Source organism: Pedobacter terrae, from assembly GCF_900100705.1.
Lineage (GTDB): Bacteria > Bacteroidota > Bacteroidia > Sphingobacteriales > Sphingobacteriaceae > Pedobacter > Pedobacter terrae.
Genome location: NZ_FNCH01000007.1, coordinates 1 through 25583, shown reverse-complemented (window position 1 = coordinate 25583; position 25583 = coordinate 1). Strand labels below are relative to the sequence as shown.

The following is a 25583-nucleotide window of genomic DNA, read 5'->3' as shown; positions in this document are numbered from 1 at the left end:
CATGAATACTTACCTGATAAAAGCTGCTACAATTGTAAACGAAGGACAAAAAATTGTAGCCGACGTTTTAATTAAAGATGGATTTATTGCCAAAATAGGCCAGAACCTTACCGCACCCGGGGCACAGGAAATTAACGCTGAGGGGCAGTATCTTTTACCAGGGATGATTGATGACCAGGTGCATTTCCGCGAACCAGGTTTAACCCACAAAGCCGATATTTTTACCGAAAGTATGGCTGCTGTTGCCGGTGGCATTACATCTTTCATGGAAATGCCCAATACGGTTCCCAATACTTTAACACAAGATTTATTGGCAGACAAGTATGCAATCGCCGCCGAAACTTCGTTGGCTAATTATTCGTTTTATATGGGCGCCAGCAACGATAATATTGAGGAGGTTTTAAAAACTGATCCTAAAAATGTGTGTGGTATTAAGGTTTTTATGGGCTCATCAACAGGGAATATGCTGGTTGATAATGAAAAAACTTTAGAAAATATCTTCAGCAAAGCGCCGATATTGGTGGCTACACATTGTGAAGATGAGGCGACTATCCGCCACAATCTGGCTGAGTATAAAGCTAAATATGGTGACGACTTAACTATTGAGATGCACCCATTGATTCGCAGCGCTGAAGCTTGCTATAAATCATCTTCACTGGCAGTAGAACTGGCCAAAAGTTATCAAACGCGTTTACACATCCTCCACATTTCTACTGCTAAAGAAATTGCCCTATTTGACAATATTACTCCGCTAAAGGATAAAAAAATTACAGCCGAAGCTTGTGTGCATCACCTTTGGTTTAATGATAAAGATTATGTCCAAAAAGGCAATTTTATTAAATGGAACCCTGCGGTAAAAACTGAAGATGATCAGAAAGGAGTACTTAAAGGGGTTTTGGAAGATTATATCGATGTGATTGCAACCGATCATGCCCCACACACCTTAGCAGAAAAGCAGCAGCCTTATGCCCAGGCTCCATCTGGTGGCCCCTTGGTACAACATGCCTTACCGGCTTTATTGGAAATCCATCTGCAGGGTAAAATCTCTTTAGAAAAAATTGCAGAAAAAACCGCACATAACCTCGCCATTTGCTTTGATATCGAAAAACGCGGCTTTATTCGTGAAGGTTATTGGGCCGATTTGGTGCTGGTTGATTTAAACGATCCTTGGAAGGTGACTAAGTTGAACAATTTTTACAAATGTGGCTGGAGCCCTTTTGATGGCGATACCTTTAAGGCCAGTATTACGCACACTTTTGTATCTGGTAACCTCGCTTATGTTAAAGGCAAATTCACTACCGACCAGATTGGCAAGCGATTAACATTTACTAGATAGATTTGTTATATTTGTTTTTAGCGTAAACAATATGGAAACATTAATTGCACATCCCAAAAATGAAGAACAAGCCACTGCTTTAAAAGCGGTGATGAAAGCTTTGAAAATTGATTTCGAAACGGAAGAAAATCCATATAATCCAGAATTTGTAAAGGATATTTTGCAAGCGCGGGAAGACATCAAAAATGGCAAGGGCGTAAAAATTGCTTTAGAAGATTTATGGAAGTAATATATGCTCCAAAAGCTATTGAGCATTTAAACTATTGGAAAAAGTCTGGTAACAAAGCTATTCAAAAAAAAATTGAGCAGTTAATTATAGCGATTCAAGGAAATCCTTTTGAGGGAATAGGAAAACCTGAACCATTAAAGTATGAATTGTCTGGTTCCTGGTCTAGGAGAATAAACGAAGAACATCGAATTATTTATGAAATTCATGATGATGGCATCATTATTATTCTGGAAATCCAATCTTTAAAAGGCCATTATTAGTCGTGCTTAAACGTTCAGTATATAAAGCACTTTTTATATTAATCAGCTTAGCCATGCTGATTTTTCTTTTCGGCTTCTTCCCTTCCCTTGTCCAAAAATATTATTCCACAGGTTTTTATCCTTACGTCTCTTCGGCTTTAAGGTTTATATCCGGTATTTTCCCTTTTGCTATCGGCGACCTAATTTATATTTTACTTATTGGCTTTATACTGTATAAAATTATTAGATTTTACAAAAGGCGTAAATCCTTAAAAAAACAGGATATAATTATTATTTCCTTACAGATTTTAAACTTTTGTTTAATACTCTATATCGTTTTCAAAATAGTTTGGGGTTTAAACTATAGCCGGCAAAGCATAAGTGAAGAATTGGGAATTGGCAATGAAAAGTATAATATTAAAGAACTGGTCGTTCTGGGCAATTATTTCGTTGATAAAACCAACAGCTTAAAACTGATGCAGGTTAAAGTGCCTGCTTACACGATTAATGAGCTCGAATCTAAATCTGCAGCAGCGTATTCACTTATGGCGAAAAGAAACAAGGTATTCAGGTATAATAATCCTTGTTTAAAGGCCGTTTTAAATTCATGGATAATCAGTAAAATTGGCATTGAGGGTTATTATGCCCCCCTTTCAGGCGAAGCCAATATGAACATGAACTTGCCTGATTTTGTGAAACCTTATGTTAGCTGCCATGAAATTGGGCATCAATTAGGTATTGCCTATGAGGATGAAGCTAATCTGCTAGGCTACCTTACAGCAAGAAATAGCCCTGATTTAAATTACCAGTATTCAGCCAATTACGAAATGCTCAGGTATATCTTATTTGAGATCAGAATGAAATCGCCTGATGATTACAAATTATTATACGACAAGCTTTTACCACAGGTATTGGCTGATTTTAAAACGGAAAAAGAATTCTGGCGAAAATACAATGGCGATATGTTCGGTTACATGGATGCCGCTTTCGATCGTTTCTTAAAACTCAACAACCAGAAGAAAGGTATAGATAGCTACCAAGACATTGTGATCTGGCTGTGGAATATTTATAAGTCAGAAAGTCTGACGTCCGAAAGCCCGACGACCAAGCGCTAAAAGGCATTCCCTTTTTATCAGTTTCAGTGAACAGGCATCATTCAAACATTCCAATTAAAACTGTAATTGAACATTGCCAACTGAAAACTGATCTATCCATGTATCGCTTCTTTTGTGCCAAAACTTTGAATCAATTCCCCTTCAAAATCCAGCCATTCTTTCCAGCGTTTATCTACATCTACATCAGTACTGTATTTGCGGGCGAAATTTAAAAACGTAGTATAGTGTCCGGCTTCCGAAACCATTAATTCATGGTAAAATTTAGCCAGTTCTTTGTCTTGAATATTTAAAGAGAGTACACGGAAACGTTCGCAGCTTCGGGCTTCAATCATTGCGGCGAACAAAAGCCTGTCGATAAAAGCCTGGTTACGGCTGCCATCTTTTTTGCTGAATTTCACCAGTCGCCCTACATAATCATCCTTACGTTCGCGGCTTAAAATATAGCCACGCGCTTTAATAATGTCAATCACCATCTGGAAATGCTGCATTTCTTCAATCGCAATTGCCGTTAATTCATCAACAAGATCCTGGTGTTCAGAATTTTGTGTAATTAAGGTAATGGCATTACTAGCGGCTTTTTGTTCACACCAGGCATGGTCAGATAAAATTTCTTCTAAATTCGATTCCGCAATATTTGCCCAACGCGGGTCTGTCAATAATTTTAATCCTAACATCTGATGCTTTGTAACTGAGCTACAAAATTAGAAATAATCGGCACGGTTTTAAAATTGTGAGCTAAAAACCATTTATTTTGCAGAAAATTAAATCATGATCCCTAAGCAATTATTAATTATTGGATTGGTTTGGCCTGAGCCCGCATCTTCGGCAGCAGGCACCAGAATGGTCCAATTGGTTGATTTATTTCTGGCTAGCGGTTATCAGGTCACTTTTGCTTCGGCGGCATCGAAAAGCGAATTCAGCTACGATTTTAGTCATACCACGGTTGTTGAACAGGAGATTAAGTTAAATGACGAAAGCTTCAATACTTTTCTAAAAGCGCTAAATCCTGATATCGTGTTGTTTGATCGTTTTATGATTGAAGAACAATACGGTTGGCGGGTACAGCAGGAATGCCCAGGTACCCTGCGGATTTTAGACACTGAAGATTTACACTTTTTACGGCAGGCCCGACAACAAAGCACTAAAAAGCAGGAAGCACTCAACCTGTTTTCTGATACCGCTAAGCGAGAAATTGCTGCCATCCTTCGTTGCGATCTGTCTCTGATTATTTCTGAAGCAGAAGTAAAGCTGCTTAAAGAGCAATTTAAAATTGATGATAGTTTATTATATTATCTTCCCTTTTTAGAGCAGGAAATCAAAACAGATACCATCCAAAAATGGATTCCATTTGCAGATAGAGCAGATTTCGTTTTCATCGGCAACTTTCTTCACGAACCTAACTGGCACACTGTACAAACCCTAAAAACAAAAATATGGCCTTTGCTCCGCAAAAAACTGCCTGGAGCCAGCTTGAATATTTATGGAGCTTATCCCTCGCAAAAGGTCTTGCAGCTCGAAAATAAAGCAGAACGGTTTTTCATTAAAGGCAGAGCCGCAAATGCTCAGGATACAATTGCCAAACACAAAATTTTACTTGCACCGATCCAGTTTGGCGCAGGTGTTAAAGGCAAATTTATTGATGCCATGTTAACCGGTACACCATCTGTAACCACTACTATTGGCGCCGAAGCCATGAAAGGAGACCTACCCTGGAATGGCATTATTGAAGATGATTTAACTGCTTTTGCCGAGCAGGCTGTTCAACTATACCAGCATGAAGCCGGATGGTGGGCGGCACAGCAACATGGCATTAAAATTATCAATGAACGTTATGCTATTACTGTTTTTGCTGAACCTTTTATACTGAAGGTCAAGGAATTATTATCAGCTTTAGTTAAACACCGTCAGAATAACTTTTTCGGACAGATTTTAAATCACCATACCGCTCAAAGCACAAAGTACATGAGCCTTTGGATTGAAGAGAAGAATAAATAGAGTCAGAGGTCGGAAAGTCAGAGGTCCGAAGATGTCGCGGCATAAAACTTCAACTTAAAACTCCTAACTAATAACACACCCGATCTTCCGACTTCGATCTCCGGAATTCCGACTAAAAACTATTGACTTTTAAAAAACATTCGGGTTCTGAAAGCTAGGAACAATATTGTAAATTTGCGCCTATGGCAAAAATATCAATTAACCTTGCTACAGGTTCGTTTCAAAAGGAAGAAATTATCGTTGGAATAGATTTAGGCACGACCAATAGCTTGGTTGCATTTATTAATCCGGATAAAAATCCGCAAGTAATTAACGATTCGGGCAAGGGCGTATTGGTGCCATCAGTAGTTTATTTTAATAACCAGAACGAAGCCATTGTAGGTAACGAGGCTAAAGAATTTTTAACTACTGACCCATCGAACACCATATTTTCAGTAAAAAGATTATTAGGTCGTTCGTATAAAGATGTAGCCGATCACGCCGCTACCTTTTCTTATAAAATTATTGATGATGATACTGATGCACTGGTAAAAATCCAGGCTGGGAACCGTTTCTATACGCCGATAGAATTATCTGCAGAAATATTAAAAGAGCTAAAAGCAAGAGCCGAACATGCCTTAAAAACACCAGTTAACAGGGCCGTAATCACTGTTCCAGCTTATTTTAATGATAGTCAGCGCCAGGCTACCCGCGATGCAGGGAAACTGGCAGGTTTAGATGTGATGCGTATTGTTAACGAGCCTACTGCCGCCAGTTTGGCTTACGGCATCGGTTTAGATCCTACGCAACAGAAAACCATAGCCGTTTACGATTTAGGTGGAGGTACTTTCGACGTTTCTATCCTACAGATTCAAAACGGGATTTTTGAAGTGTTGGCCACCAACGGAAATACCTACTTGGGCGGTGATGATTTTGACCGTGCAATTTTAGAATACTGGATTGCTCAGAACAAACTTGATGTAACTGACTTGGCTCAAAATAATATATTGATGCAAACGCTGAGGTTACAAGCTGAAGCAGCGAAAAAAGCATTATCAAGCCAGAATTTATACAATGAAAAAGTTGGCGAAATCTGGTGTACACTTGATAAGCAAACTTTTGAGCAATTGATTGCTGCAAAAGTAGAAGAAACCATTACTGCCTGTAAAAACGCACTTAAAGACGCAGATTTGTCTGCCACCGATATAGATGAAGTCATTTTAGTAGGAGGTTCTACCCGTACACCCTATGTAAAGCAGGCTGTAGAAAATTTCTTCGGCAAAAAACCTCAGGATAACATTAACCCCGATGAAGTGGTAGCTCTAGGCGCAGCCATCCAGGCTGATGTATTGGCCGGAAACCGCTCGGATATTTTACTACTGGATGTAACCCCACTTTCTTTAGGTATTGAAACGATGGGCGGCTTAATGGATGTTATTATTGCACGTAACAGCAAAGTGCCGACCAAAGCAGGCCGGCAGTACACCACATCAGTTGATGGGCAGGTAAACATGAAAATTTCTGTTTACCAGGGCGAACGCGATCTGGTTAAAGAAAACCGTAAACTTGCCGAGTTCGATTTAAAGGGAATCCCGGCTATGCCTGCAGGTTTACCTAAAGTAGATATCAATTTCCTGCTTAATGCCGATGGGATTTTAACCGTACAGGCAATTGAATTACGTTCTGGCGTAAAACAAGAGATCGAAATCACGCCAAGCTACGGTTTAAGTGACGATACCGTTGAAAAAATGCTTTTGGACAGCATTGAGCACGCACAGAGTGATGTACAACAGAGGATGTTGATCGAAGCCAGAAGCGAGGGGGAGCAATTGCAATATACCGCAGAGCGCTTCATCGAAAAACATGCTGAGCATTTGACCGAAGCAGAAATATTGGAAACTAAAACACATATTGAAGCACTTAAAACAGCTTTGGCAAGTCAGGATAAGGATACAATCCTTAAAAAAGCAGATGAGCTGAACGAGTTTACCCGCCCTTTTGCCGAGCGCGTAATGGATGCTGCGATTTCTACCGCGATGAAAGGTAAGAAGATAGAGTAGTTTTCAGTAGACAGTTTCTGAGCAAATCTTTGGGCGCAGCGAGTAAGCGTCATTTCGAGCGAAGTGCAGCGCAGTGCTTCAGGAGACTAAGACGCTTTTGGAGAACCCCGTTCAAATGATGTTTAAAAAAAGTTAGCATAAGTAACCAACTTAAGTGCTTTGTTAACAAACTAAATTGTAAATGTGATCTTCGTTTATGCATTACAATTTTAATATTTTGATTAGCTTTAAGATGAGCAAAGTAATTGATGAAGTTATAATAGATTGATTTCTTTGAAGCCGCAATAAATATTCTCTGGATATGCTTAAATCGATCAAAGTTAAAGACAATGGAAACATATTCATTATGATTTATATCTTCAGCATGTTCCCATTGTTCTTTGTTGCACCAATATTTATGTTTGATCTAAGTTGTGCTCAATCAGCTATAATTTCGATGTCTGTATTAATTGTATTTTTTATTTTCTACTTTAAAAACTTAATTGCTAAGCAGGATGAATACGCAATTATTGCAGATGAAAATGAAATCACCTTATTAAATCTAGGAACCTTTAAATGGACTGAAATTCGGCTTATAAAGGCATTTGATGAGTCGTTTGGACGCAGAAGATATTCTTACATCAATATCATTTTAGAAAATGGCAGAAAATTTAAAATAGAATCCACAAACTTTGATTATCCCAATCAAGAGCTCGAAACCATTTTAAATGCTTTGGGCAAATTAACAGGTTAATTTCCAATTCAATCTTTTTCTTACCATACATCAAAAACCGGCAAACACAAACACCTTACTTTTGTTAAAAAATATTTAACAATATGGAATTAGGTATCGGTATGTTTGGCGATTTGCAGATCAATGCAAAAGGAGAAATTCAACCCGCACAACAAAGACTTCAGGAAATTATAGCAGAAATAAAACTCATGGACGAAGTGGGTTTAGATTTCTACGGTATTGGCGAACATCATCGCCCTGATTATGCCGTATCCAGTCCTGAAATTATACTGGCCGCTGCCGCCACGGTAACCAAAAACATTAAATTAAGCAGTGCCGTTTCGGTTTTAAGTTCATCTGATCCGGTTAAATTATATCAGAACTTTGCCACCATAGATTTAATTTCGAATGGAAGAGCCGAATTAATGGCTGGTCGTGGAAGTTTTATCGAATCTTTTCCCCTGTTCGGTTATAACCTACAAGATTATGATGAACTTTATGAAGAAAAACTCGAATTACTCCTTAAAATAAATAAGGAGCCCAAAATTAGCTGGAAAGGTAAATTCAGGTCAGAACTGAAAAACCAGGAAGTTTTGCCCAGAGCGGTAAACGATAATTTAAAAATCTGGGTAGCCGTTGGTGGAACACCAGAATCAGTAGAACGTGCCGGCAGATTAGGATTACCGGTCATGTTTGCCATTATTGGAGGCCAGCCTATACAATTTAAACCATTGTTTGATTATTACAAAAAGGTGTACCAAGCGTACGGACATGATATGAATAAGTTCGACGTAGGTGTTCACATGCATTCCTTATTTGGCGAAAACAGTAACGAAGTTGCAGATTACTATTATCCCCTTTATTCTGCCCAAATGAACAGGATTGGTAAATCTCGCGGTTGGCCGCCTTATCAACGCAATCAGTTTGATGGAGGCAGAAGCAGTAGCGGAGCTTTAATCATCGGCGATGCAAATGAATCGGTAGATAAAATTCTGGCCATGCAAGAAACCTTTGGATTAACCCGTTTTTCTGCTCATATGGATGTTGGCGGACCATCTCATGCCGCAATGATGAAATCAATAGAGATTTTTGGGACAAAAATTGCCCCAGAAGTGAGAAAAGCGCTGAATAAATAAAAACTGATTGCCTGGAACTAAAATATCCCTTCCTAAACTTAACAGATTAAAATGAAAGATAATGTTAAGCCCCTCCTTGACAAGGAGGGGAGTTAATTCATCTAGTAAATTTATACAGCAACGATGCGTAACAACAGCTGAACACAATTCTTGAATAAATAGTAAAGGTATTCTCTGTAAAATGTATCCCCAAAGGATTCCATGCCAAAAACTTTAATATTCGTAGCTTATTTTGCCACAGCAATTCCTACTCCCCTCCTGTTTAGGAAGAAAAGGTGGTTATAAAAGAGTTCACCAACTCATTCACCAAATTTTACCCACGCTTGTAAAAATACATTCTTATATTTATTAACTAAAGATAAGGACTTTAAAATACAGAATGGATAAATCCGAAAAATTAAACCTGCTATTAATTAAGCTGGAAAACCTTTTGCTGAGACAGCAGGGCTTTGAAGCAGAAATACAAGCATTAAGAAACGAGGTTAGGGCTCTACAATCGCTTGGGTCAGTAACCATGCCCTCAGCAATAAATCCTGAGCCTACAACTATCCCACCAATTAGAAATACGGTACCGGGCGCTGTTATACAAACTTCGGCTATACCACAACCCAGAACTGCACCTATATCGCCTTCGGCAAGCCAAAATCAGCCTAATTTAGCTGAAAGATTTAAGCGCGAAAACATGGTTAAATCTGATTTTGAGAAGTTCATAGGAGAAAATCTGATCAGCAAAATTGGTATCCTGATTTTAATTATCGGAGTAGCAATTGGTGCCAAATATGCCATTGATCATGATATGATTAGCCCACTTACCAGAATTGTATTGGGTTACGCAGTTGGAGTAGGTTTAATGGCTTTTGCTATTAAGCTTAAAGTCAAATATGAAAATTTTTCGGCTGTATTGGTTAGTGGCGCAATTGCCATTATGTATTTTATTACCTATGCTGCTTACGATTTCTATGCCTTAATTCCACAGGCATTAGCTTTTGCCCTAATGATTGTATTCACCTCGTTTACCGTTGTAGCAGCAATTAAATATAATAAACAGGTTATTGCGCACATTGGCCTGGTTGGTGCTTACGCTATTCCTTTCCTGTTAAGCGATGGTTCGGGCAAAGTAGGTGTATTATTTACTTATATGGCCATTATCAATATTGGTATACTTGTGCTTAGTTTCAAAAAATATTGGAAGCCATTATTTTATGCATCATTTGGTTTAACATGGCTCATTTTTGTTTCCTGGAGGCTCGATTTAAGTAGTTCTTATAATTATTTCGGATTGGCTTTATTATTCTCTTCTCTATTTTTCCTTACTTTTTACATCACCAACCTGGCTTATAAGGTAAGCAAAAAAGAAGTTTTTGGCTTTAGCGATGTAATTATTTTACTTTTAAATTCATTTGTATACTACGGGATAGGTTATTTAATATTATCAGATAATAAAAACAGCGCTGAGCTGCTGGGCTTATTTACATTGGCAAATGCCGTGATCCATTTTGTGGTATGCCTGGTTATTTACAAGAAAAATCTTGCAGATAAAAACCTGTTTTACCTTATTCTGGCCATGGTAATTACCTTTATTACAATGGCTGTTCCCGTTCAGTTAGATGGCGGGTGGGTAACTGTTTCCTGGGTGGTAGAGGCAGCGGTATTGTTCTATTTAGCACGCATAAAAAAGATTGCCATTTATGAAAAACTATCCTTTCCATTAATATTTCTGGCCTTTTTTAGTCTGCTGGAAGATTGGATAACTTATTATGATTTCTACAACGGAAATACAATCGTAATCACACCGGTATTTAATGTAGGTTTTTTAACGGCAAGCATATTTATTACCTGCTTTTTCTGGATGTTCAGCATTAGCAAAAAAGAAAATGAAGCGCCTGTACAGTTGATCTGGATGAGTAAGATCCTCCGTTATTCTATTCCTGCTATTCTGATTTTTGCAATCTATTTTACCTTTAGGATCGAGATTTCCAAATACTTTAACAATCTGCTCCAATTGAGCAAAATTAACCTTAACCCCAAAACAAAGCTTGATTACCCTAGCAGTGAATACAACTATAATTACCTGACTTTAAAAACAGCTTGGATTTATATTTATACCCTGTTTTTTGCTTCAATATTAAGTTATCTGAACATTAAAAAACTAAAAAATGGCGAATTTGCTATCGCCAACCTTATTATTAACCTCCTGGTTATCATCTTGTTTCTAACATTAGGACTGTATAACTTAAGCGAGCTTAGGGATACCTATTTAATTCCTGAAAGTAAATATTTTACTATCAGCTCATTTAATATCACGACCAGGTACGTGGCGATTGCTTTTTTTGCCTTACTGATTGTGCAGTGTCACTGGCTGCAGCGTTCCGGGCTGTTGAAAAAGGATCTGAAAACAATGTTCGATTTTCTGCTATATCTTTCTCTGTTATGGATCATCAGCAGCGAATTGATTAACATTTTAGAATTATCGCATTCAGCGGATAGTTACAAACTAGGATTAAGCATCCTTTGGGGCATATTCTCCCTATTCTTAATCAGCATGGGGCTGGCCAAAAACAAAAAACACTTGCGCATCGGTGCAATGGTGTTATTTGGAATAACTTTGATCAAACTTTTCTTTTATGATATCTATTCCCTGAGCACAATCGCCAAAACCATCGTTTTTGTGTCGTTAGGCGTATTGTTACTCATCATTTCTTTCCTTTACAACAAATACAAACATTTAATTATAGATGATGCTAAAGTTGAAAATTAACTTATTTACCTTTCTTTTGCTTTGCACCACCATCGCAAATGCACAAACCAATACCTATAAATTTAAGCGGAATATCTCTGGCGTTAATTCAGTATGGCACAAAATGGTATTGCCAGATGATCTCTATAAAAAAGCTAATGCCGGTTTCGAAGATTTAAGAATTTTTGGCATTAACGGAAAAGATACCATAGAGGTTCCATACTTGTTAAAGCAGCGTGTAGATAAGGTATCGTCAAATGATATTACCTTTAAACAGATTAACCAAAGTGTTAATCAAAACGGTTACTATTATACTTTTCAATCGCCAGAAATAAGTTTAATCAATCAGATTAAGCTGGCTTTTAAACAAGAAAATTTCGATTGGGAAGTTACCCTCGAGGGCAGTAATGATAACAAAGAATGGTTTAACATCTTATCTAATTATCGAATTCTATCCATCAAAAATAACGATACAGATTACCAGTTTACCAGGTTGAATTTTCCTGATGCTAAATATCAATATTTTAGACTTCTGGTTAAAAGCCCTATACAGCCAGAATTATTGGAAGCGAAAATTTTGAAAACAGATACCATACCAGGAACATTTAAAGTAGTTAAATATCAATCATTCGATCTTAAAAATGATGCATCCAAAAAAGAAACCGTTGTTGATGTAACCTTAACTAATCAGGTTCCGCTATCCTATCTAAAATTGAATGCACAAAGCGATTTCGATTTCTACCGTCCGATTAAAATAGAATATGCAACAGATAGTTTTAAAACTGATAAGGGGATCCAGTACAATTATGCTAATCTTTATGAAGGCACAATAAGTTCTCTGGTAGAAGCTGCATTTAATTTTGAAAATACGATTACTTCCAGGTTAAAAATTACTATCCAGAATAACGACAATATGCCATTGCGTTTAAGTGGCTTACAGTTAAAAGGTAACATCTACGAAATTATTGCACGGTTTGATCAGCCCAAAAATGAATATGCCCTATATTATGGCAATGAAAAAGCAATTAGCCCCGTTTATGAAATTGAAAAATTCGAAAGTAAAATTCCGGTTAATTTAACCACCGTAACTATTGGCGCCGAAGCGAAAAACCCGGCTTACTCCATTGAAACAGCAAAACCATTATTCGAAAATAAACCCTGGCTCTGGGCACTGATGGTCGTGATTATTGCATTACTAGGCTGGTTCTCATTTAAAATGTTAAAAAATTAAGATTTAGATTAAAGATGAGTTTATTAAAAAAACTGTTTACAAAAAAAGAAAAGCCTGTAAAATCAAATGAAGATTTCTGGATTTGGTTCAGGAAATATGAAAAGGATTTTTTTAAGGTCGTTAAAACAAATGGAGATTTTGAAAAAGATTTTTTCGATAAGCTTTCGCCAAAATTAGCCGAATTGAAAGAGGGTTATTTCTTTTTAACAGGAATGATCAACGAAAGTACTGCTGAACTGGTGCTTACGGCCGACGGGAATATTAAAAATATTGCTTTTGTAGAAGAGCTTGTTGCTGCCGCACCAAATATCGAAGGTTGGGCCATTACGGCATTAAAACAACCCTTAACTATAGAAAACGTAAATATAAGTATGGGCAATTACGAGTTTAATAGCAAAAATTTAAACTTTTATTATACAGTACATCCAAATTTACCTGATGAAATAGATCTGACCATTGTTCATGAAGACTTTAACGAACAGAATGCCAATGCTATTACCAATGGGGTGTATATTTTTCTTGATAATTATTTGGGTGAACTGAATTTTGCCACAACCATAGATCGTTTAAGGATTGTTGGAAAGGAACAACTGGAAAAAGAGCTCATTCCTATAGATAAATTAAAAGATTTTCTGATCTGGCGTGAAAAGGAATTTATAGAAAAGTACGAAGATATAAGCCATAATACAGAGAATGATAGCTATAATATGCTGGAAGCAACATTAGAAAATAGCAATCCATTAATTGCCGTTGTAAATACCGAATTGTTATCCTGGGAGGATAAAGCGTCCCACCCATGGATTTTAAATATTGAAGTTAAATTTTCACCGAACGAGAATGGCCTGCCTAATAAAGATTCATATAATCAGCTAAATGAGCTTGAAGATGAAGTTTTAACATTTTTAACAGATACCGACGGATACTTAAACATCGGCAGAGAGACGGCCAATGGCATGAGAGAGATCTTTTTCGCTTGCAAAGAATTTAGGAAACCATCGAAAATAATGTACGAAATCAGTAAGAAATATAGCAATAGATTTCAGATATCTTTTGACATTTACAGAGATAAGTATTGGCAATCATTCAACAGATTTTTAGGAAATTAAACAAATATTAGGAAGGGTTTACAATCCGCAGTAATTAGCAAAGTTATTGAAAGAAAGCGTGATGGCATTATCCGAATCAAAATTTCGAGATAAAAACTGGAAGATGCATAATTTTACTTCTTTCCCTTAGGAGTTTTAATGGAAGTTGTTTATCTTAGGGTATATGAAAAGATTAACGATTTTAGCTGCGTTAATCATCCCTATATTTCTTTGTACCTCCTGGGGTTTCTTTGCTCATCAAAGAATAAACAACCTTGCTGTCTTCACTTTGCCGGCAGACATGATCGGTTTTTATAAAAGAAATATCAAATATATTACCGAACATGCCGTTGATGCAGATAAACGCAGATATGCGGATACACTTGAGGCGCCAAGGCACTACCTGGATGTAGAAAACTATGAGCAAAATATCGATAGCATTCCAGAAAAATGGGACGATGCCCTGGCTAAATATGGCCTGAAAAAGCTAAATACGGATGGCATCATTCCATGGCAGATACAACGCAGTTATTATGGTTTGGTAAAAGCCTTTAAAATGCGCGATTCGGTAAAAATCCTAAAATATTCTGCAGATCTGGGTCATTACATTGGTGATGCGCATGTTCCTTTACATACTACAGCCAATCACAACGGACAACTCACCAATCAGGTCGGTATCCATGCTTTTTGGGAAAGCCGTTTGCCCGAATTGTTTTCAACTCAATACAACTTTGTTGTAGGCCAGGCTCATTATATTGAAAACCCATTGCAAGAAATCTGGAAAGTACTTAAACATACCCATAGTTTGGTTGATACTGTTCTAAACTTTGAAGCGGAGTTAAATGCATCATTTCCATCCAGGGAGAAGTATAGTTTCTCAGAGCGGAACAATACCGTACTTAAACAATACTCCAGGGAATATGCAAAAGCCTATCACAATAAGATGAACAATATGGTCGAAAAACAAATGCGCGCTGCTATATTAACCACAGGTTCGTTTTGGTATTCGGCCTGGGTAGATGCCGGACAACCAGTGCTTAAAAACCTGGTTAAAACCGAAATATTGCCAGAAGAACAAAAAGAAGAAAAAGAAATCGAGAAGAAATACCAAAAGGGAATACTTCTCGGCAGGGAACTTTAGTTATGCGTTAGGATCCTCACCTTCAATAATTTTCTCCACTTTTTTAGGTTCCAGGCGGCTTCTAACAGCAGCCCAAATGGCAGGAACAAATGTGACTACGGCAATAAAAATGATAACGAGTTCGAAGTTATTTTTAATTGCAGGAATCTGCCCTAACAGGTAACCACCAATTAATAAGGCAAAAATCCAGGCAACCCCACCAATAATATTATAATAGGTAAAACGACCGAAAGGCATTTTAGCTATACCGGCAACAAAAGGGGCAATTGTTCTGAAAATTGGCAAAAACCGGCTCAGCATAATGGCTTTACCACCATGTTTTTCAAAAAATTCGTGAGATTGATGATAATATTTGAGTTTTAAGATTTTATTTTTCTCTTTAAATACTCCAGCCCCTAAAACACTTCCCAATTTATAATTAACTGTATTTCCCAAGATTGCGGCAACAATTAATATCAAGAGCATTACCCATACATTTAAACCTGTTTCATGCTCGCCGGCAATTAAAGCCCCCATTGCAAAAAGCAACGAATCGCCGGGAAGGAATGGTGTGACCACAAAACCAGTTTCGGCAAAAATGATCAGGAATAAAATAAGATAGGTCCAGGTACGATATTCGTTAACAATTTGGGCTAAATGAACATCTATGTGGAGAATAAAATCTAAAAGCTGCTGTAGTAATTCCAATTTATCTGATTTTGGGCAAAAGTATGAATATGAAACCGATTAAGTGCTAGAAAAATGCAATATATTTAGTTCGCAGAAACCAAACGCATCTGTAGCTCTCCTTTTTTCGTTCCATCGAGCAAAACAGTATACACCAACCCTTTGGTAATGGCCAATGATGTTGCTGGATTGGTATTAGTGGCAGTCGTTGCAAGTGAATCCAATGTATTTAATATAGGCTGGGTGGATATAGGATTTGTTAGCGTAAAAGAAATTTTTGTAGTCTTGTTTACATTAACAGCTTTGCTCACGGTATCTCCATATTTCATCGTAAACTGTGGAAAAGCGGGTGTAGTAGCTTCGTCTTTAACAATTACATCAGAACCTAAGGTATAACCCAAATTTAAAAAAGTCAGTTTAGCCACATTCAAATTCTGCCTTACATCGTCCTGATAAACTTTTAATACAGGCGGGCTTGTAGTAGTTGCTCGCGTATAATAAATTGAATAGTTAGCTCCAATTTCGAATTTATGTATGGCTCTGGCCGTATCAATCCCCGTATTTATATTTCTGGAGGTAATGGTATATGTAGAATCTCCGGCTACTACGATGTAATTACTATTTGAGCCATAAGTTATAGAAGCACCAGATTGAATACCTTTCAGATAAAAATTCTGTGTGGTATCGGTTATAGCGGACTGAAAGTACCTGATTTTTGCATCCCCCTTAATAAAATTATTGTTTTTGATGCAGGAGCTTATTAAAAAGGCGCATACAATAAGAAAGAATATTCTGGAAAACAATACTGTATTTTTCATATAAATTACCAATGCTAATAAAACGTAAAGATAGCAGAAAGCGTACTAAACTATGAAATTAATTATCAGTAATGATATGTGCCGTTAAGGTTGCCGCAGTAGCACCACTGAACCAAATGGTATAAATTTTACCCCCCTCTAAGCTTTTGGAATCAATGGTTTTGATACTACCAGAACCTACTACTGAATACCTTAAATTTACTTCAGGATCAACTGTAAAATAATTCGAGGCCTCTTTAAAAGCCAAACCATTAACAAATTGTGTACCGCCCTGCACCATCACATTTATACCCGTAGAAAAAATGGGAGTAAGATTAATCAATTTAATCTTTGCCTTAGTTGATTCTGAATTGCTTAGATTATCTTCGTAATTAACAATTTCCAGTTCGTTTTTTTTATTGGTAACCAAAAAAGCGGTATAGGTAATAGATGGTGTAAAGTTTAACGAGGTATCTATGCTCCTGTTATTGGTGGTGGTATAAGAAACATTTCTATTGCCTGAAGGAATTTTCACATATTCGCTTGTTTCGCCAAAAGCTAGAGCCGAAGAGGTTAGTTTTTCATCATCCAGATAGACATCCTGATTCACATCAGATAATGAAGCATTAACGATTTTTAACCTGGCCTGCCCTTTCACCACTTCATCTGGATTATTCTTTTTACACGATGAAAAGCCTATACTACATAAGGTAATCAGCAAAAAAAATAATTTAGAGCGGTAGTTATAGACTTTCATTGGCTTGTGCTGGTTAGTAGTTGGTTGAAAACAAAAATAGCCTGGTCAAAAACCAAGCCATTTTCACACAAAAAACTAATAAATTAGTTTTTATTAATAACTATTATTCAGCATTACAGGCATTACCAACATTAAAACGTCTTCATTTTCATCATTGGTTTGCGGAATTAAAAGCCCGGCCCTATTCGGTGTAGAAAGTTCTAAAGTAACTTCATCACCACTTAAATTACTCAACATTTCGATTAAAAAACGTGCATTGAAACCTATTTCAAGGTCTTCGCCATCATATTGGCAACTTAAACGCTCATGAGCCTCATTAGCAAAATCCAAATCCTCAGATGAGATGTTTAATTCACTTCCGCTAATTTTTAACCTTACCTGATGCGTTGTTTTATTGGCAAAAATTACAACCCTACGAAGCGTATTTAAAAATAAACTTCTATCAATAATTAATTTATTAGGATTATTGGTTGGAATTACTGCCTCATAATCTGGATAGCGTTCGTCTATTAAACGACACACTAAGTTAATATTTTCGAACTTGAAGAAAGCGCTGGTTGCATTATAATCTACTGATACATTAATATCATTTGAAGGCAAAGCAGCTTTTAAAAGTGTCAAAGCTTTTTTAGGGAGAATAAATGAGGTTGCTTTATCTGCCTTGCTATCCATGCGGCGGTATCTTACCAATTTATGTGCATCAGTAGCTACAAAAGTGATGTGCTGAGGAGATAATTGACAAAATACACCTGTCATTGCCGGGCGTAACTCATCATTACTTACCGCAAAAATAGTTTTTGTAATGGCTTCTGTTAAAACTGATGCCGGCAAATTTACAGAAGAAGCATTTTCCACTACCGGGATCTTTGGAAAATCATCACCATTTTCACCACTCAATTTATATTTACCATCACCAGCGCTAATCTCAATCGCAAAAGTACTATCGTCGATATTAAATGCAATTGGTTGGTCTGGTAATGTTTTAAGCGTATCTAATAAAATTTTAGATGGAACAGCCACTTTACCTTCTTCCTTTGATTCTACAGTCAAAGCAGTTGTCATGCTGGTTTGCAGATCGGTAGCAGAGATAGTTAAGTTTCCGTCTTTAATTTCGAAGAGAAAATTTTCTAATATAGGTAAAACCGTACTGCTGCTCGATGCACCATTTACAGTTTGTAAGTGTTTTAACAGCGTTGATGTGGATACAATAAATCTCATGATATCATTTAGTCTTCTTCAAAAATATAAAAATTATTTAGCGTACTTGTATTTGCGGTAATAATGTTGAAAAATTGCAAAGAATATTAACAATAGCAAGGGCGCCACCACATTTATAAATTGCCACTTTATTTTTTCGAGCTTAATTTTGGCTTTATCCAGCAACCTAATTTTCACTTCTTTATTCCGCAGCGCAATTAAGTTATCGTTATCCGTAAAATAATCAACAATATTAAGCAATAAGGCTTTGTTGCCAAAAGTACGTTGCGAATAACGGTCGAAACCTAACGGAAATGGCGTTCCGTTTTGCTCAGATACCTGGTTTTTAAAAATATCACCATCTCCTATCACAATCATTTTAGCCGGTTTGCTGATGTTTGCTAAAGTATAAGCCTGTGTTATGGTAGCTGGTAAAGGACGCCCGGCAAAAACCGATAGAAAGTTACCTTCCAACATCAAACCTACATGTTGCGGTTTACTTTGAAAAGAACGTGGGTCTAACTGTTCGCCTACCATCTGCAAACTAAACAATTTTGGCACATTATATACTTTGTTATAAGGAGATGTACCTAAAATGTAGGATTTCTTTACACTTTTAACCCCAATCGTATCTACCGTACTTGGAAATTCAGATTTTACGCCATCCAGCTTTTTCACTACACTTACGGCAGTATCTGGCAATAAAATCGGGTAGTAAATCCAGGGAACCAACTGCATTTGGTTTTGTCCGCCTACAACTCCTGTTGAAACCGGAATTTCGGCACTGTTGGCCGGATCAGCAATGATATCATAATTAACCCTTGCGCCATACATAAAAAGCATATCATCCAGGTTTAGATTGCTATTAATAGCCATTTGTCCACTTCTTCCACGCAAACTATCCAATTCTGCATTTACCTGATCGATACTCCACAATACTCTGCCTCCGTTCATTACAAAATAGTTGATTTTGTATTTCTCAGCTTCTGTAAAAGGTTTCTTAGGCTTGGCTATGATGAGCATCTTTAATTTATCAAGCCCTGCTTTATCAATGCTATTTAAATCAATACGGCCAACCAGATAACTGTTGGATAGGGTGTGAATGGCATCAGCCAGTTGCAAATCAGAAAGTTCGCCATTTGATTCAGAAAAACCGATCCGGGGGTTATCACCTGATATTACCTTCTTTAAACCCGAAGTAAAAATGTACTCTAGATTTTCGATCGCGCGGTTGATATTGTCTTCGTAATTTCCGCGGGTATCTAAATTCTGAAAAAGTTTAATTGGAAATTCCTTTCCTTCGCTTTCCACCATCGCCATCGGAAATACGAGTTTCTGCGTTAAACCACTTTCTGTTTTTACACTTAAATTGGTTGCTTCTATGCCTCTTTCATACAAATTGTTGATCACCGTATCCTGATCGGCCTGATTAAGTCCTGCTAAAGGGTCGACAAAAACCACCTTAACTTCCTTTTGAGCATAGGCTTTATAATCTGATAAAATATCAGACACAGCAGCTTGCAGGCGCTTAAATGCAGGTGGTAACTCTCCAGCTAAAAATACGGTAATAATGACTGGTTTTTCATTTTGCTGCAGCAAAGTTTTTGTTTTATCGCTCAACGTGAAACGCTTATCGGCCGTAAAATCAAAACGATAGAAAACGTACTGGCCTAAAATATTTATAATAACCAGTGCAGTTATGAAGATGATAAGATTAATCCATTTATGTTTCAGCTTCATTATCGTTTCCCCCCTATGATTAATTTGGTGAGCCATAAAAAAACTGCTGAAAAGGAAATAAAGTAAATCAAATCTCTGGTATCTAATACACCACGGCTGATGGAAGTGTAATGTTGATTAATACCTAAGTTACGGACGATATTTTCAATGCTTTGCAATGCAGCTAGCTGACTGCTGTAATCGAAGCCTAAAAAAGCAAAGGCACACAAGGCCGCGCTGATGACAAAGGCAATAACCTGATTTTTGGTTAATGCAGAGGAGAAGATACCAATTGATGTAAAGGCAGCCCCTAACAAAAACAAACCGATATAAGAACCAATAACTGCTCCTGAATCGATATTTCCTTCAGGAAAACCCAATTTTGAGATGCTGTAATAATAAACCAAGGTTGGGACCAAAGCAAATAATACCAAAACCAGACTTGCTAAATATTTCGCTACGATAATCTGCCAGATCTGGATGGGCCGGGTAATTAAAAGCTCGAAGGTACCTTCTCTCCTTTCTTCGGCAAAAGAACGCATCGTAATGGCTGGAATAAGAAACATAAAAAGATAAGGCGCTAAACTAAAAAAGCCACCGAGTTCGGCATAACCATAATCAAGTATCGATGTATCAGGAAAAAACCAAAGTAACAGGCCAGAAACCAATAGAAAAATACCAATGGTAATGTAAGCTACCATTGAATTTAAGAAACTGAATAACTCGCGTTTAAAAACTGCGTACATAGTTAAATTTAAATGCCGAAGTTAAGAATTATTTTTCCGTTAGCTTACCTGTGTTAGCAGCGTTGAGCCTAATTTACCATCCAAAAACATAAGCAAACCTAACGCCAACAAATCCTTTGGTATTGGTTTTATTAAGGCCAACAACATCATTTTTACCCGTCCAGCCTTCGTATCTGATTCCCAGATCAAGTTTATTTTCACCAGATAATTTAAACTGGTTTCCAATACCCGGAGACCAAACGAATAGTGATTTTTGTTCTTTATTTAAGGGCAATGCGGCTCCAAATTGACCTTCGGCATAAAAACTTTCGCTCAAATGGTATTTTAATCCGGCTTTTGCAGGAATGTAAGTTAAATCCGGCACATTAAACAATTGGTTTTTTTTACCAAAAAAATTCATAAAACCCACATTCAAGGTGATTGCGAAATTTTCTGCAACCGGAAGATCTGCTTTTACTGAAGCGCCTAAGCCAATTGCAGATAGGTTAGTGAAATTACCTGATGGCAAACCAAATTCTGCTGCAACCCCAATACCGGCACTATTTTGAGCTTTTAAAAGTACCGGACTCAAAAATAAAAGAACTATAAGTACAATTTTGATCCTAATGTTGTGCATGAGTTTAAGCGGTAAGTTTCCTGAAAATATCTTCTAATGACTGTTGCTGATGTACTTTTTTAAGTCCCTCTAGTGAATCGTTTGCCACTATTTTCCCTTTGTTGATAATGATAATGTCATCACAGATGGCTTCGACCTCTTGCATAATGTGGGTAGAAATAACAACCGTTTTAGCTGCACCTAATGTTTTGATGAGTTGCCTAATGTCTACCAGTTGGTTCGGATCGAGGCCGGAAGTAGGCTCATCCAAAATTAAAACTTCCGGATTATGGATAATGGCCTGGGCCAGTCCTACCCTTTGACGATAGCCTTTAGATAACATACCGATTTTTTTATGCTGCTCTGGTGTTAAGCCTACCATTTTGATCACTTCTTCAATCCGCGCAGGTAAATTGATCATTTTATAGGTTTGACCAACAAAACTTAAAAATTCCTTTACATACATATCAGCATACAGGGGCGTATTTTCGGGTAGGTAACCAATATGCTTCTTTGCTTCAATGACATCCCTGAGAATGCTTTTACCAGAAATTTCAGCTTCACCCGATGTAGGCACCAGATAACCGGTAAGCATCCGCATGGTAGTCGATTTACCAGCTCCATTTGGCCCCAAAAATCCCAAAATACGCCCTGGCTTAACTTCAAAACTAATGGCATCTACTGCTTTTTGCTTATCGTAATGTTTGGAAAGATTTTTAACAGAAATACTCATATGATGTCTTTTTCACTACAGATTTCCACAGATAAAAACTTCTTTAAGCTAACTAAAATCTATGGTTTCCCCTTTTATCTGTGATTAATTGATATGCGCTGAACTTAATTTTTTATTATACCTGAACTTATCCAATTCTTCTGCTGCCTGTGGTAAATTATCTCCAGATAAAATGTCTGCACCGTTATTAATCAAATGATAATAAACATTTTTTACCGGGCTGGCTATCGCACTTTTATCAATATTTCCCATCGTTCCTAAAATAGTGGTAATACCCTTATTGTGCAGGTATTGGTATAATTCTTTATTAGGGGCCGTAACACCAACAAAAGCTACAATACGGTTATTTGGAATGCCCATGTTATTTAACCGTTTCAATTCTGCTTTCTTTTGAACAGATGCAGAAATCATTAAATCAGGCGCCAATTGATGCACTTCTTTTGCCTGATCTGCAGTATAGGTAATGATAATGGAGTTACTTTCTGCCTTATACTGCCTTACTTTTTCGATCACTTTTGCATAAGAAACACCTTTTTTCAAATCGATGGTTAACAAAACTTTTCCTTTGCTCCAGTTCAGCACGCTATCTAAAGTAGGAATTTTAAATTTTGTTTCCTTGCCATTATCATCTATAAGGTTAAAGGCTTTTAACTCTTCATAGGTATAATTTCCAATTGGTCCTTTCCCTGTAGAAGTACGGTCGAGCTGATCATCGTGCATAATTACCATTACCGAATCTTTACTGTATGCAATATCAAATTCAATTACGACCGGATTATAAGTAGTGGCATTATCGAAGGTTTCGATACAATTTTCAGGATAGCCTGGCATCGGGCCTCCGCGGTGCGCACTGATGAGTGGAAAACGGTTCTCTGGTGTCCATTTTAAGAATTGATATAATTCCGTAAGGGTATTGAATTTAATATAGTGATGTTTTTGCTCCTTTGGTTTGCATGAGGTAAACATGATAACTATCACCAGGAATAACAAATGATGGAATTTCATGTTTCAAAAGTATGAAAAAATGGAAGATGGAAGCGGTAAAATGGAATGTTAAATATCTACTGGGTTAAATGGATAACTATTGAAGGGTTAATTGCTTAATTGTTGAAATCGGTTGTTTGGATTACCCTTTCACCCATTGATAAAATTAGTATTGCATTTAATGATAACGATCTTTTGTAGTTCATATCTAGAAATCATGGTCACAAATTGGCCATCTAAACCTGATTGCAGCGGGCACGAGTGTAACGAAGTAATGCGGAAAGCAGGAAGCCAGAAACCGATTAGCATTGACCTTGCTTTCCTAAACCGTTAAACCGTATAAGTGATTTAAGAAAATATAAGCTAACTGTTCAAACATTTGACTCACTTCCTTAAAGAAATCGGGTCAGCATCATGATAGAGTTGGTTTTTGGGTTGATCAAAAACCTTCAGCCTTATACCTTTAAACCCTCCGCCTTTTTATTATATTTGCTGCATTATGGCTCAAAAGAATAACGACGAACAATTTAAAAATGTAATATCACACGCTAAAGAATACGGTTTCGTATTTCAGAGCAGCGAAATATATGATGGCTTAAGTGCTGTTTACGATTATGGCCAGTTGGGTGCCGAATTAAAAAACAACATTAAAACCTATTGGTGGAAAGCCATGGTGCAAATGCACGAAAACATTGTAGGGATTGACTCTGCAATTTTTATGCACCCTAAGGTTTGGAAAGCCAGCGGACACGTGGATGGCTTTAACGACCCTATGATTGATAATAAGGACTCGAAAAAACGTTACCGTGCCGATCAGTTACTGGAAAATAAAATTGATGAGCTGTATGCTGAACTGGCCAATTTTAGTACAGATAACAAAGCCAAATTTGAAGCATTTCAACAAGAGATACTGGGTTTAAGCGACGAAGGACAAGCTGCATGGATTCCAGGTTTTAAAGATGAAGAAACAATTTTAGACAATGCCAAATATCCATTTGTTGATGAGGCCAGCTGGAGATTTGTAAGAAAAGGTTTAGCACTTGAAGTAGAAATGAACCTGGCACTTAAATCTGAAAACTTAGCACAATTAAAAGATTTAATCGTAAATTATAAAGTAATCTGCCCAATCTCTAAAACTTCAAACTGGACCGACGTACGTCAGTTTAACCTGATGTTCAGCACACAATTTGGTGCCATGGCAGAAGGAAGTGATGAGGTTTATCTTCGACCGGAAACTGCTCAGGGTATTTTTGTTAACTTTTTAAATGTTCAAAAATCGGGCAGGATGAAAATTCCTTTCGGTATTGCACAGATTGGTAAAGCTTTCAGGAATGAAGTAATTGCCCGTCAGTTTATTATGCGTATGCGCGAATTTGAACAGATGGAAATGCAATTTTTCGTTCGCCCGGGTGAAGACACAAAATGGTTCGAATACTGGAAAGAAGCCCGTTTAAAATGGCATAAGGCTTTAGGCACTAATCCTGAAAAATACCGTTACCACGACCACATGAAACTGGCCCATTATGCCAATGCAGCAACTGATATCGAATTCGAATTCCCGTTTGGATTTAAAGAAGTGGAAGGAATCCACAGTCGTACCGATTTCGATTTAAAGCAGCACCAGGAGTTTTCTGGTAAGAAAATGCAGTATTTTGATAACGATTTAAATGAAGAAGGTAAACCTTATGGCAATTACATTCCTTATGTAATCGAAACCTCAATCGGTTTAGACCGTATGTTTTTGTTAACCATGATCAATGCTTTTGAAGAACAGGATTTAAGCACCGAAGACAAACAGGATAGCCGTACGTTATTGCGTTTACACCCTGCTTTGGCACCATATAAGGTGGCTATTTTCCCTCTGACTAAAAAAGACGGGCTACCAGAAAAAGCACGCGAAATTATGGATGATCTCAAATTCGATTTCAACTGTATTTATGAGGAGAAAGATGCGATTGGTAAACGTTATCGCCGTCAGGATGCAGTAGGAACGCCATTCTGTATCACAGTTGATCACCAAAGTTTAGAAGACAATACGGTTACGATCCGTCATCGTGATAGCATGGAGCAAGAGCGTGTAGCTATTGCAGATTTAGCTGGTATTATTGGTCAGGCAACCAGCTGGAAGGCATTGTTGGCTTAAAAATACCGATCCGTCATCTCGAGCGAAGAGCAATGAAGCCGAGAGATCTGTCTCGAGATAGATCTTTCCGCGCCTTTCGGCACAGGCGGGCACTCCGTGATGCCTCGGTCGTATTCTAGGTTTACCACAATTGCAAATTTATTTTAAGAAAAACTCTTTTTTGGAGTTTTTCTTATTTTTTATGATGCTCTCCTATAATTCTCGACATACATTTCTCCTCTCTTGACAAGTGAGAACATTCTTAAAATCAG

Annotated in this window: 23 protein-coding genes; 13 read left to right on the top strand and 10 right to left on the bottom strand. The window is 37.3% G+C overall.

Annotated features, from left to right (window positions below; all coding sequences use genetic code 11):
- Nucleotide 1 precedes the first annotated feature (1 nt).
- Genes BLR60_RS10400 through BLR60_RS10385 form a run of 4 tightly spaced genes read left to right on the top strand, consistent with a single transcriptional unit; the run spans nucleotide 2 to nucleotide 2919 of the window.
- Nucleotides 2-1336: a dihydroorotase gene (locus BLR60_RS10400; RefSeq protein ID WP_090499486.1), complete on the top strand. Its 1335-nt coding sequence runs from the start codon at nucleotides 2-4 to the stop codon at nucleotides 1334-1336.
- A 31-nt stretch (nucleotides 1337-1367) separates the two neighbouring features.
- Entirely contained in the window at nucleotides 1368-1565 is a 198-nt protein-coding gene (locus BLR60_RS10395) for a DUF2683 family protein (protein ID WP_090499485.1), read from the top strand.
- The gene (locus BLR60_RS10390; RefSeq protein WP_090499483.1) at nucleotides 1556-1825 is read left to right on the top strand and encodes a Txe/YoeB family addiction module toxin; all 270 of its coding nucleotides are present in this window, start codon (nucleotides 1556-1558) and stop codon (nucleotides 1823-1825) included. The genes BLR60_RS10395 and BLR60_RS10390 overlap by 10 nt, the downstream gene beginning before the upstream one ends.
- A gap of 53 nt (nucleotides 1826-1878) precedes the next feature.
- Nucleotides 1879-2919 (top strand): DUF3810 domain-containing protein, encoded by a 1041-nt coding sequence (locus tag BLR60_RS10385; protein WP_090499876.1) that lies wholly within the window; start codon nucleotides 1879-1881, stop codon nucleotides 2917-2919.
- Between the two features lie 92 nt (nucleotides 2920-3011).
- Here the strand turns inward: BLR60_RS10385 and miaE are convergent, their stop codons facing one another.
- A complete protein-coding gene (gene miaE, locus BLR60_RS10380) occupies nucleotides 3012-3593 on the bottom strand; it encodes a MiaE family protein (RefSeq protein ID WP_090499481.1) in 582 nt (193 codons plus the stop codon).
- Between the two features lie 94 nt (nucleotides 3594-3687).
- Here miaE and BLR60_RS10375 point away from each other — a divergent pair, with 94 nt between their 5' ends.
- The 8 genes from BLR60_RS10375 (at nucleotide 3688) to BLR60_RS10340 (ending at nucleotide 14995) form a co-directional block, all read left to right on the top strand.
- Nucleotides 3688-4914 carry a glycosyltransferase gene (locus tag BLR60_RS10375; protein WP_090499480.1) on the top strand — a complete coding sequence of 409 codons (1227 nt, stop codon included), beginning with the start codon at nucleotides 3688-3690 and terminating at the stop codon, nucleotides 4912-4914.
- Between the two features lie 182 nt (nucleotides 4915-5096).
- Entirely contained in the window at nucleotides 5097-6953 is a 1857-nt protein-coding gene (gene dnaK / locus BLR60_RS10370) for a molecular chaperone DnaK (RefSeq protein WP_090499478.1), read from the top strand.
- A 301-nt stretch (nucleotides 6954-7254) separates the two neighbouring features.
- Nucleotides 7255-7686: a hypothetical protein gene (locus BLR60_RS10365; RefSeq protein ID WP_090499476.1), complete on the top strand. Its 432-nt coding sequence runs from the start codon at nucleotides 7255-7257 to the stop codon at nucleotides 7684-7686.
- Between the two features lie 83 nt (nucleotides 7687-7769).
- Complete coding sequence (locus BLR60_RS10360) at nucleotides 7770-8801, top strand: Atu2307/SP_0267 family LLM class monooxygenase (protein WP_090499475.1); 1032 nt, start codon at nucleotides 7770-7772, stop codon at nucleotides 8799-8801.
- A 379-nt stretch (nucleotides 8802-9180) separates the two neighbouring features.
- On the top strand, nucleotides 9181-11559 hold the full coding sequence (locus BLR60_RS10355) for a DUF2339 domain-containing protein (RefSeq protein WP_090499473.1): 2379 nt from the start codon (nucleotides 9181-9183) through the stop codon (nucleotides 11557-11559).
- The gene (locus tag BLR60_RS10350) at nucleotides 11549-12769 is read left to right on the top strand and encodes a DUF3999 family protein (protein ID WP_167354719.1); all 1221 of its coding nucleotides are present in this window, start codon (nucleotides 11549-11551) and stop codon (nucleotides 12767-12769) included. Before BLR60_RS10355 ends, BLR60_RS10350 begins: the two co-directional genes overlap by 11 nt.
- A 14-nt stretch (nucleotides 12770-12783) precedes the next feature.
- On the top strand, nucleotides 12784-13875 hold the full coding sequence (locus BLR60_RS10345) for a DUF695 domain-containing protein (protein WP_090499469.1): 1092 nt from the start codon (nucleotides 12784-12786) through the stop codon (nucleotides 13873-13875).
- A 163-nt stretch (nucleotides 13876-14038) separates the two neighbouring features.
- Nucleotides 14039-14995 (top strand): zinc dependent phospholipase C family protein, encoded by a 957-nt coding sequence (locus BLR60_RS10340; RefSeq protein ID WP_090499467.1) that lies wholly within the window; start codon nucleotides 14039-14041, stop codon nucleotides 14993-14995.
- Here BLR60_RS10340 and BLR60_RS10335 read toward each other — a convergent pair whose 3' ends face one another.
- The 9 genes from BLR60_RS10335 to BLR60_RS10295 form a co-directional block, all read right to left on the bottom strand.
- Nucleotides 14996-15682, bottom strand: coding sequence for a DedA family protein (locus BLR60_RS10335; RefSeq protein ID WP_090499465.1), 687 nt, complete (start codon nucleotides 15680-15682; stop codon nucleotides 14996-14998).
- A 65-nt stretch (nucleotides 15683-15747) separates the two neighbouring features.
- Nucleotides 15748-16479 carry a hypothetical protein gene (locus BLR60_RS10330; protein WP_090499463.1) on the bottom strand — a complete coding sequence of 244 codons (732 nt, stop codon included), beginning with the start codon at nucleotides 16477-16479 and terminating at the stop codon, nucleotides 15748-15750.
- A 58-nt stretch (nucleotides 16480-16537) separates the two neighbouring features.
- On the bottom strand, nucleotides 16538-17215 hold the full coding sequence (locus BLR60_RS10325) for a DUF4397 domain-containing protein (RefSeq protein WP_090499461.1): 678 nt from the start codon (nucleotides 17213-17215) through the stop codon (nucleotides 16538-16540).
- Nucleotides 17216-17308: 93 nt separating this feature from the next.
- A complete protein-coding gene (dnaN, locus tag BLR60_RS10320; RefSeq protein ID WP_090499459.1) occupies nucleotides 17309-18433 on the bottom strand; it encodes a DNA polymerase III subunit beta in 1125 nt (374 codons plus the stop codon).
- 33 nt (nucleotides 18434-18466) lie between these two features.
- On the bottom strand, nucleotides 18467-20152 hold the full coding sequence (gene gldG / locus BLR60_RS10315) for a gliding motility-associated ABC transporter substrate-binding protein GldG (RefSeq protein WP_090499457.1): 1686 nt from the start codon (nucleotides 20150-20152) through the stop codon (nucleotides 18467-18469).
- The gene (gene gldF, locus BLR60_RS10310; protein WP_090499455.1) at nucleotides 20152-20877 is read right to left on the bottom strand and encodes a gliding motility-associated ABC transporter permease subunit GldF; all 726 of its coding nucleotides are present in this window, start codon (nucleotides 20875-20877) and stop codon (nucleotides 20152-20154) included. Before gldF ends, gldG begins: the two co-directional genes overlap by 1 nt.
- 73 nt (nucleotides 20878-20950) lie before the next feature.
- Nucleotides 20951-21493: a hypothetical protein gene (locus tag BLR60_RS10305; RefSeq protein ID WP_090499453.1), complete on the bottom strand. Its 543-nt coding sequence runs from the start codon at nucleotides 21491-21493 to the stop codon at nucleotides 20951-20953.
- A 4-nt stretch (nucleotides 21494-21497) separates the two neighbouring features.
- A complete protein-coding gene (locus BLR60_RS10300) occupies nucleotides 21498-22205 on the bottom strand; it encodes an ATP-binding cassette domain-containing protein (protein ID WP_090499452.1) in 708 nt (235 codons plus the stop codon).
- Nucleotides 22206-22289: 84 nt separating this feature from the next.
- Nucleotides 22290-23210: a glycerophosphodiester phosphodiesterase family protein gene (locus tag BLR60_RS10295; protein ID WP_090499451.1), complete on the bottom strand. Its 921-nt coding sequence runs from the start codon at nucleotides 23208-23210 to the stop codon at nucleotides 22290-22292.
- 478 nt (nucleotides 23211-23688) lie between these two features.
- Between BLR60_RS10295 and BLR60_RS10290 the strand changes: the two genes are divergently transcribed.
- Nucleotides 23689-25332: a glycine--tRNA ligase gene (locus tag BLR60_RS10290; RefSeq protein ID WP_090499449.1), complete on the top strand. Its 1644-nt coding sequence runs from the start codon at nucleotides 23689-23691 to the stop codon at nucleotides 25330-25332.
- Nucleotides 25333-25583 lie beyond the last annotated feature (251 nt).